This is a genomic window from Pseudomonas sp. KK4 (assembly GCF_001984065.1).
Lineage (GTDB): Bacteria > Pseudomonadota > Gammaproteobacteria > Pseudomonadales > Pseudomonadaceae > Aquipseudomonas.
Map to the genome: position 1 here is coordinate 1 of NZ_LYVP01000161.1, position 9554 is coordinate 9554.

The window sequence follows — 9554 nt, forward strand, 5'->3', positions numbered from 1 at the left end:
ATCAGCGGCGACTTCGTTGCCTTTCAGGCGATCGGAACCATCAGCGGCAACCTCGTTGCCTTTCAAACGATCCGAACCATCAGCCGCTACAGCACGTTTTTCCAGCAGGCGATCAGCGCCACCCTCAGCCACACGATTCTGTTGCAGACGATCCGAACCACCCTCAGCCACTCGACTTTCAATCAGTCGATCCGAGCCGCCTTCAGCGACGACAGGTTGAGCAGAAGTAGCGGCGAAAGCGTTCACTGCGAAAACCGAGAAAGCGATGCTGAGAAGGGTCTGGCGTTTCATGATCGTGTGCTCCGGGTGTAATGGGTTGGTATGGAGCAGATGTTACGCCGCACGATTTTTAAGAGAACTTCATTGAATTGATTGTGAACATTGACGGGATTGATAGGACCATCGGCATACCTATCGCAACCGTGATGATGCCCCAGCCCTGTAGGAGCGAGCATGCTCGCGATGGACGTCAACGATAACGCGGGAAACCTGACACCCCGCAGCGCCCTCAAATCCATCGCGAGCTCCCACAGGCGAAAGCGGTTCGAAGCATCTGATCCGTATTTTTCAGCGCTTTCTGCCTCTGTAATGAGCTCAGTTTGCGCCGCACAATAACGGCAAGTCCGCAGTCAGGATTGCGGTGCACCGCAAAACTCAACGTGTAGGAGGCCTTATGGGCAAGATGGCGATTTTTCTGGGTGGCTTTCTGGTGGTGACTATTTTGATCGGCGTGCTGGCGACGATTTCGCCGGTGTGAGGTAGAGGCTGATCCGGATTCTGTGGGCGCCTGGCAGGGCTTCTTCGCGAGCAAGCCCGCTCCCACAATTGGCTGAGGGTGTATGCGCAATGTTTGTTCGCTGCAGGTCCAGTGTGGGAGCGGGCTTGCCCGCGAAGGCGTACTGACAGCCAGCACCCACCCCAGCCAAAAACTCAGTTCTGCGGCACCACCCGCGCTTCGCTGCCCGCTCCCTCGACATACACGGCCATGCCCTTGCTCAGCCCGGCATTGATCGGTTGGGTCACTGACACCAGCACGCCGCTGTGGGTGCGCACGATGACCTGCTCGGCATTCACCGGTTGGTCATAGGCTTTCTTTTCCGCATAGTTGCCGCCTGCCGCGCCGGCCAGGGCACCGGCGACCATGGCCACATCGCGGCCGGTGCCGCGACCGATCAGGCTGCCGAGGGCAACACCACCGATACCGCCCAATATCGCGCCTACGCCGCTGTCGTGGTTGGTCTGCATCTGGGTCTGGTTGATCTGCTCGATCTTGCCTGAACGAATCTCCATTTCGCCCCGGCCGCCGCTGCCAGCATCGTAGGCCGTGCAAGCGCACAGGGTCAGGGTCAACAGGGCTATCGTCAGCCAGTACGCAATGGTTTTCATGGTCGAACTCCAGTTCTCAAGTGACAGTTCCAGTCGTTCACGAAGGTCGAACATCCGCATCAACCCAGGCTACTTCGCCGGCTTGATGTCCCCGCAGAAAAGATCGAGGTTGCCGCTGTCCGGCGCACTGCGCACCACCACCGAATAACCGCCCGAAAGCAGTTCGGAGGTGGGCACCGGCGCTATTCGCGAGAAGGTCCAGCCTTTGACCGGCTGGCGCTCGGTGTTGACCTGATCATTCATGGCATAGGCAACCGGCCCCGGCTGCTGGCAACTGCCCTTGTAGATGAAGGTGTAGAGCCGCAGGGGCAGGATGACCCCGGTTGGCGCACCGCTGATGAAAAAATTGAGCCCGGTTTTCTTGTCCAGGTCGGTGAGGGTGACGTTGCCGATCTGCCCGGCGTTGTGCCGGGTGGCCGTCAGGGGAACGTTCACCCCATGGTCCGATGAGGTGGCGCAGCCGAACAGGCTTGCGCCGAGGGTTAACGCTGCAAGTGCGGGTAGGTACTTCATTGCCAACCTCCGGTGTCATGGAATTGCAATGGGAGACTAGCGGGTATAGCTCATTTATCGATGACTTGACGGCGATGATGGAAAATCACCGGCTGCTCTGGGGAAAAATCGTCGGGTCGCAGAAGCAGGTGACCAGATGGTCGTACACCAGCCGGACCCTGGGCGGCACCGGCCCGGTCTGTGGGCGGTACATGATCAGTTCGAATGGCGCCGGGGCGGCGTCGTGCATGACCTCCACCAGTCGCCCGTCGGACAGGTACGGCTCGGCCAGGTAACCGGGCATCTGGCCCAGGGCGAGACCGGCCAGAACGAATTCGCGCTCGGTTTCCGGGTCGTCGCAGGTGAAGGCCGGGGAGGTCGGCAGGAATGACTGGCCCTGGGCAAGCATCCACGGCCAGGGGCGGCCGTTCTTGCGATCCATCAGAATCGACAGCGGTAGACGCTTCAATGCTTCGAGGCTGTCCGGGGACGGGACCGCATCGAGCAGGGCAGGCGCCGCGACGATTTTCAGCTCGACACCGGCAACCGTTCTGGCGATGTAGCGTCGGTCCCGAACGGCACCGATGCGCACGCCGATGTCGATTTTGCTGGCCACCGCATCGGTGAGCTGGTCATCCAGGCTCAGGTCGATGCTCAGCCCTGGGTTTTCCTGCATCAGCGGCTTGAGGTATTGCGTGAGGTACAGCTTGCCGATGGCGTGGGGCGCAGTGATGCCGACGATGCCCTTGTCCTGCAGCTTGCTGTTGGCGACGAACAACTGGTCCACCCGGTCGAGGGTGTCCCGGGCCTGTACGGCAAGCTCGGCGCCGAACGTGGTGAGGTGGACCTGGCGGGTGCTGCGATGGAACAGCAGTTCGCCGAAGGTGCGTTCGAGCTCCTTGATCGCCCGGGTCACTGTTTGCGGCGAGGTGCCCAGGCGCGTGGCGGCGTCGCGAAAGGTCGGCGATTCGGCGGCCACCGAAAAGATCCGGATCAGCTCCATGCGGTTGAGCATTGCCGTCGTCTCCGTTCCATAAAATGGAATTCTCAAATCCGAACTCTTCCATTTTCTGGTCGAAAAAACCAGCGCAGACTGAACCCATCCAATCAACCACGCTTGAACAGGAGCGCTGAACCATGAGTCACAACATCCAAGGCAAAGTGGTCGTCATTACCGGTGCGAGCAGCGGTCTGGGCGAAGCAACGGCGCGTCATCTGGCAGCCCTCGGTGCCCATGTGGTGCTGGGCGCCCGACGCCAGGATCGGCTGGATGCCATTGCCCGGGAGATCACCGAAGCGGGCGGCAAGGCGATTGCCCATCCGATCGATGTGACCCGTCAATCGGACTTGACCGCGCTGGTGGACAGGGCGGTACAGGTGTTCGGCCGCATCGACGTGATGATCAACAACGCAGGGCTGATGGCGATCTCGCCGATCTCGGAGCTGCGGGTCGATGAGTGGGATCGCATGATCGACATCAACATCAAGGGCGTGTTGTACGGCATCGCCGCTGCCTTGCCACTGTTCGAGAAACAGGCCAGCGGGCACTTCATCAACATCTCGTCGGTGGCCGGCATCAAGGTGTTCAGCCCGGGCGGTTCGGTGTACAGCGGCACCAAGTTCGCGGTGCGCGCCATTTCCGACGGCCTGCGTCACGAAGTCGGCGGCAAGATCCGCACCACGACCATCGAGCCGGGCGCGGTGGATTCGGAGCTGAAATTCGGCAGCGGCCACCAGCCGAGCGCCGAGGTGGTGGGCGAGTTCTACAAACAGGCGATTCCCGCCGCGTCCGTGGCACGGGCCATCGCCTTCGCGATCGAGCAACCGGCTGATGTGGACATCAACGAAATCGTCCTGCGTCCGACCGCGCAAGACTTCTGATCGCTGACCCGAACGAAAGCGCCCTGGCCAAAAGGCCAGGGCGTTTTTTTTCGTGATTCATTGCTTACATTGCGCCAGCACCACCTGGCAGGTATCAGGTGTACCGCCAGAGCGTCCGGCGTAGCGCATGCAGTTATCCAGGGATTTCTTGCGCGCCATGCTCAAGGTCGAGCCCCACGCCAGGCCGCCTTCTCCCGAGCTGGGCAGCGCCTTGGCATAGCAGGGATCGCCCAGGCTCGCGTACGACTGGCGGGCCGTGGCCGCTTTGCCCGCACAACCGGCCGTCAACAACAGGTCGATGGCGAGCAGCGAAGGCAGAACCCATGACCCGCCGGACAGCGCTTTGATACCAGGCATCCCGTATCCCCTTTGGCCAGAAACCAGCGCCGTGATGGGCGATCTATCCGCTTAGCTTAGACCCTGGCATGACTGGCCCCGGGACCGTTCGGCGCATGGGTTCAGGGCAGGGTCATCGTCACCAGGTAGTTGCCGGCGCTTACCGTGGCGCCTGTGTTGTCCACCAAGGCGTAGCGTCGGTCGTAATAACGATCCTGGCCACTGTCGGCGAGCAATGTTAGACGGATGCCCGGGCGGGGCCGATCGAGGCTGTTGACGCCGAAGACAGTGGCGCGGGCGAGGGCGGGGCAGGTATTGAGTTCGAACATTCCCGGCGTCTTCACGCTGGAATGACACACCCGTTCGACGATGGCACCCTCCAGGCGCAGGGTGTTTTCGGCGGCGACGGCGGTCCGGCTCGCGCCGCTCAACGTTGAGAGAATGCTGATGACGATAGGCAGATGCTTGATCTTCATGGCTGACACTCCTTTTTGTTGTTGTAAGGAGGTCGTCGTCAGCCCCGAACGGAACTTTAGGGGGCTAATTGTTACTCCGTGCGTACCGGCTTGACACTCGCCAGGGTGCCATCGACCAGGCGAATACTGTCACGTCCGCCACGCTTGGATTGATAAAGCGCCATGTCGCCTTGTTCGATCAGTGCTGTAAGGCTGGCCGGCGGGTGATCGAACAGGTGGGCGCCGATGCTCAGGGTCACCGCCTGCGGTGTGGCGAATGCCTGGGAGGCCGCGTGATGAAAGCGCTCGCGCAAGCTGCCGCCGAGGGCCACGATGCGCTCGCTTGATGCGTCATTGAACAGAATGACGAACTCGTCGCCCCCCAGCCGCGCCGCCAGCGCACCTTCAGGCAATTGCGAACCGATCATCTCGCTCAGCGCCACCAGCAGTCGGTCGCCTGCGGTATGGCCAAACAGGTCGTTGACCAGTTTGAAATTGTCGATATCGATCAACAGCAGGGCGCCCGGCCGAGCGCTGGAGACGTTGCTCAACAGGCGCGGCGCCCGCACTTCGAGGGCGCGGCGGTTGAACAGGGCAGTCAATGGGTCGCGCTCGGCCAGGCGTACGATCCTCTTTTCACGCTGGTAGCGTTCGGTGCCGGTCATCGACAGGGCGATCAGCATGATCGCCATCGCCCCCTCCACCAGTGAAATCTGAATGATTTCGCCGCGCAGAGCCGCCAGATCGACCAGCGTACCCGGCACCACCGCCGTCAACGCCTTGATCAGATAGAAAATGCCGTGGGCCATCAGCACATAGCGCAACTGCACCGCGCCGACGCTCAAGGACCGGCCGTGGGGGCGCAGCAGGGAACTGGCCCTCAGGGACAGCAACGCAACCAGCAGCGAATTGGCCAGCAACATGATCTTTGACCAGGACGGCTCATCCGGCAGCAACAACAGCGCAAGCCAGGCGGCGAAAATCAGGTACCAGGCCCGGGACAGACACGCCTGGGTAAAGCGCGAAACCCCCAGCAGGAACAGCCAGTGGGCCAAGACCAACAGGCCGTTGGCGAACCAGATCCCGACCAGCAACAGACCGCTCATGCGCAACAAGGCCAGGGTCGAACCCACGGCGATCGTGGCAAACCCCGCGCTCCAGCACAAAAGCGAAGGCTCGCGGATGCTGCGCCATTCGACCGCCAGGTACAACGCAGCCGCCGCCGCCAAGGCGATCGAAATTGTCAACATCGTCGGAGGGTCGAGCGCCATAGCCTTGTTGCCTGTCAGATTTGCAATGAATTGGGCGCGATTGTAAGGCTTGGGCTGATTTTTTGTCTGCGTCAGGACGTACGCGATTCCTCTGCGGCGGCGCTCAAACCTTCATTCGTCTCACCCACCCCCGAAAACACCATCCACACAAACAGCAGCACACTCACACCGATCAGGATCGAGGCGACGGCGACGACGGGTTCTGCCTGCGCGAAGCCTTTCAGGCGCAGCGTCAGTGCGCCGAGCATCACCGGTATGCCCATGTTGTAGGTCCAGAACTGGGCGGTGGCGATACGGCCTTCGGTGATGGACGGGCGCACGGTGGCGATCAGTCCGAACAGGGCCATCGACACCCATCCCAACAGATTGACGTGGGCATGCACCGCGAACAGCGAGTGGTCGCCCGAAGCACCCATGGTCACGCCCATCGCGATGCCAATGGCAAAGTAGAGGGCGGCAAGTCGAAACCAGGCGTGCGAACGAGTGTTGTGATTCATGGTATTCACCTCATGCGCCCTGCGGCGCGTTCAGTCGTTTGAACATCCATGTGGTGGTGGGGCGGCGAACGCTTGTGGGTGTGTCGCCGTGTGCCTATCATGAGACTTAAGTCTCATTACAAGACAGGGTATCGTTTATTCCATGTCCAGAACGAAGTCAATCCCGGCCCTGCCGAACGGTGCGGAGGGCCGCGCCAATCAGCGCAGTCGCACGCGTCAGGCGTTGATCGATGCCGCGATCGCCCTGCGCGACGAGGGCCACAATCCGACGGTCGCCGAAGTGGCCGAGCGGGCGATGGTGTCGCGGGCCACCGCGTATCGTTATTTTCCCTCGTCCGAGGCGTTGATCAGCGAAACCGCGGCCGACCGTGACCTGCAGCCCCTGGAGAATTTCTGGCGACCTGGAGACGACCCGGTCAAGGGCATTGGGCAGGCGGCGAATGCAGTGAACACGCTGTTGATCGAGGACGAGATCGCGCTGCACGTCATGGAACGCTCGTTCATGACAGTGTGGCTCGAAAGCGAGTCCCACGAGGCCCTGCGGCCCGGCCGACGGATGAACTACATCGAGCCGATCGTCGACTCGCTCAGGGACGTGCTTTCGCCCCGGGCGCGCAAGCGGCTCAAGCAGGCACTGTCGATCGTCATGGGCACCGAGGCGTTGATCGCCGTGCGCGATATCGGCGGCGCCAGCGTCGACGAATCCCTCAGCGCGGCCGGCTGGGCGGCTCGGGCGCTGGTGCGTCAGGCACTGGCCGAGGCGCAGCAGACCCGCCGCAAACGCTCGGCGGGGGAGTGAACCGGTCAGCGGCCATTGCTCAAAAGCACGAGACTTACCGGCGAAAAACCGGATAATGGCGGCCAATTCGCTCAAGCTCGCTATTCTGGTATTCCCGCATGGAAATCAAGGTCAACTTTCTCGACAACCTTCGACTTGAAGCCAAGTTCGATGACTTCACAGTGATCGCCGATCAGCCCATTCGCTACAAGGGCGACGGCTCGGCACCGGGGCCATTCGACTACTTTCTGGCTTCGTCGGCGTTGTGCGCGGCTTACTTCGTGAAGTTGTACTGCCAGACCCGCAACATCCCCACCGAAAACATTCGCCTGTCGCAGAACAACATCGTCGACCCGGAAAACCGCTACAACCAGATCTTCAAGATCCAGGTCGAGTTGCCGGCAGACATCTCTGACAAGGATCGCCAGGGCATCCTGCGTTCCATCGACCGCTGCACCGTAAAGAAAGTGGTGCAGGCCGGACCTGAGTTCGTGATCGAGGAGGTGGACAATCTCGACGCCGATGCCCAGGCATTGCTAATGCCGGGTTCCACCTCGCAAGCGGGTACCTACATCGCCGGCAAGGACCTGCCGCTGGAGCAGACCATCGCCAATATGTCGGGCATTCTCGCCGACCTGGGGATGAAGATCGAAATCGCTTCGTGGCGCAACATCGTGCCCAACGTCTGGTCGCTGCACATCCGCGATGCGCATTCGCCGATGTGCTTCACCAACGGCAAGGGCGCGACCAAGGAAAGCGCGCTGGCCTCGGCCCTGGGCGAGTTCATCGAACGGCTCAACTGCAACTTCTTCTACAACGATCAGTTCTGGGGCGAAGACATCGCCAACGCGCCGTTCGTGCACTATCCGGACGAGCGCTGGTTCCAGCCCGGGCGCAAGGATGAGCTGCCGGCGGAAATCCTCGACGAGTACTGCCTGAAGATCTACAACCGCGATGGCGAGTTGCGTGGCTCGCACTTGTTCGACACCAACTCGGGCAATGAAGCGCGGGGCATCGTGTCGCTGCCGTTCGTGCGTCAGTCGGACGGCGAGGTGGTGTACTTCCCCTCCAACCTGATCGAAAACCTGTACTTGAGCAACGGCATGAGCGCCGGCAATACCCTGGCCGAAGCCCAGGTGCAGTGCCTGTCGGAGATCTTCGAGCGCGCGGTCAAGCGCGAAATCATCGAGGGCGAATTCGCGCTGCCGGACGTGCCGGCCGAGGTCCTGGCGAAATACCCGGGGATCGTGGCGGGCATCGAGGCGTTGGAGGCTCAGGGCTTCCCGGTGCTGGTCAAGGATGCGTCGCTGGGGGGGGAGTTCCCGGTGATGTGCGTTACCTTGATGAACCCGCGCACCGGTGGTGTGTTCGCTTCGTTCGGCGCCCATCCGAGCCTGGAAGTGGCGCTGGAGCGCAGCCTGACGGAGTTGCTGCAAGGGCGCAGTTTCGAAGGCCTCAACGACCTGCCGCAGCCGACCTTTTCCGGTCTCGCGGTGACCGAGCCGAACAACTTCGTCGAGCACTTCATCGATTCCAGCGGTGTGGTGTCGTGGCGCTTCTTCAGTGCCAAGTCGGAATACGAGTTTGTGGAATGGGACTTCTCCGGGCAGGGTGAAAACTCCAATGCCGAAGAGGCCGCGACCCTGTTCGGCATCCTCGAAGGCATGGGCAAGGAAGTGTACATGGCGGTGTACGAGCACATCGGCGCAACGGCCTGCCGGATCCTGGTGCCGGATTATTCGGAGATCTATCCGATCGACGATCTGATCTGGGATAACACCAACAAGGCGTTGTTCTTCCGCGAGGACATCCTCAATCTGCATCGTCTGGACGAGGCTGAGCTCAAAGCGCTGGTTGAGCGTCTGGTGGAAAGCGAGCTGGACGACTACACCGACATCACCACCCTGATCGGCATCGAGTTCGATGACAACACCGCGTGGGGTCAGTTGACGATCCTGGAATTGAAACTGCTGATCTATCTGGCCCTGCAGCAATTCGAAGAGGCGAAAGAGGCGGTAGAGATGTTCCTGCAGTACAACGACAACACCGTCGAGCGTGGGTTGTTCTACCAGGCGGTGAACGCGGTGCTGGAAATGGAACTGGACGAAGACCTGGAGCTGGAGGACTACGAATTCAACTTCCGTCGGATGTTCGGCAACGAGCGCATGGACGCCGCGATCGGTTCGGTCAATGGCAGCGTACGCTTCCACGGCCTGACCCCGACCAGCATGAAACTCGAAGGCCTGGATCGCCACCTGCGCCTGATCGACAGCTACAAGAAACTGCACAGCGCCCGGGCCAACTGGGCCGGCTGATCAGCGACAACCCCTGTGGGAGCGGGCTTGCTCGCGAAGGCAGAGTGTCAGGCAACATCGATGCTGGATGTACCGGCCCCTTCGCGAGCAAGCCCGCTCCCACCGTGTTTTGGGTTGGCCATGGATGCTGGGCATGACACAAA

General features: G+C 61.3%; 11 protein-coding genes. 3 read left to right on the top strand and 8 right to left on the bottom strand.

The features are described 5' to 3' along the window. The 4 genes from B0W55_RS27210 to B0W55_RS27230 form a co-directional block, all read right to left on the bottom strand. Positions 1-291, bottom strand: a 291-nt coding sequence (locus B0W55_RS27210) for a hypothetical protein (RefSeq protein ID WP_077049010.1), incomplete at its 3' end; no start/stop codon positions are given. A 639-nt stretch (positions 292-930) separates the two neighbouring features. Next, a complete protein-coding gene (locus tag B0W55_RS27220) occupies positions 931-1386 on the bottom strand; it encodes a glycine zipper 2TM domain-containing protein (RefSeq protein ID WP_077049000.1) in 456 nt (151 codons plus the stop codon). Between the two features lie 69 nt (positions 1387-1455). Further along, positions 1456-1899, bottom strand: coding sequence for a hypothetical protein (locus B0W55_RS27225; protein WP_077049001.1), 444 nt, complete (start codon positions 1897-1899; stop codon positions 1456-1458). Positions 1900-1984: 85 nt separating this feature from the next. After that, on the bottom strand, positions 1985-2893 hold the full coding sequence (locus B0W55_RS27230) for a LysR family transcriptional regulator (protein ID WP_077049002.1): 909 nt from the start codon (positions 2891-2893) through the stop codon (positions 1985-1987). A 122-nt stretch (positions 2894-3015) separates the two neighbouring features. Here B0W55_RS27230 and B0W55_RS27235 point away from each other — a divergent pair, with 122 nt between their 5' ends. After that, on the top strand, positions 3016-3759 hold the full coding sequence (locus B0W55_RS27235; RefSeq protein ID WP_077049003.1) for an SDR family oxidoreductase: 744 nt from the start codon (positions 3016-3018) through the stop codon (positions 3757-3759). Between the two features lie 57 nt (positions 3760-3816). Here the strand turns inward: B0W55_RS27235 and B0W55_RS27240 are convergent, their stop codons facing one another. From B0W55_RS27240 to B0W55_RS27255, 4 genes are all read right to left on the bottom strand, one after another. Then, positions 3817-4116 (bottom strand): hypothetical protein, encoded by a 300-nt coding sequence (locus B0W55_RS27240; RefSeq protein WP_077049004.1) that lies wholly within the window; start codon positions 4114-4116, stop codon positions 3817-3819. Between the two features lie 101 nt (positions 4117-4217). Further along, positions 4218-4571 (bottom strand): hypothetical protein, encoded by a 354-nt coding sequence (locus B0W55_RS27245; RefSeq protein WP_077049005.1) that lies wholly within the window; start codon positions 4569-4571, stop codon positions 4218-4220. Between the two features lie 71 nt (positions 4572-4642). Beyond that, positions 4643-5821, bottom strand: a complete 1179-nt coding sequence (locus B0W55_RS27250; RefSeq protein ID WP_077049006.1) for a GGDEF domain-containing protein — start codon at positions 5819-5821, stop codon at positions 4643-4645. Positions 5822-5892: 71 nt separating this feature from the next. Next, positions 5893-6318, bottom strand: coding sequence for a hypothetical protein (locus B0W55_RS27255; RefSeq protein WP_077049007.1), 426 nt, complete (start codon positions 6316-6318; stop codon positions 5893-5895). Positions 6319-6460: 142 nt separating this feature from the next. Between B0W55_RS27255 and B0W55_RS27260 the strand changes: the two genes are divergently transcribed. Further along, a complete protein-coding gene (locus B0W55_RS27260; protein ID WP_077049008.1) occupies positions 6461-7117 on the top strand; it encodes a TetR/AcrR family transcriptional regulator in 657 nt (218 codons plus the stop codon). 98 nt (positions 7118-7215) lie between these two features. After that, complete coding sequence (locus B0W55_RS27265; protein WP_077049009.1) at positions 7216-9411, top strand: OsmC domain/YcaO domain-containing protein; 2196 nt, start codon at positions 7216-7218, stop codon at positions 9409-9411. Positions 9412-9554: the final 143 nt, after the last annotated feature.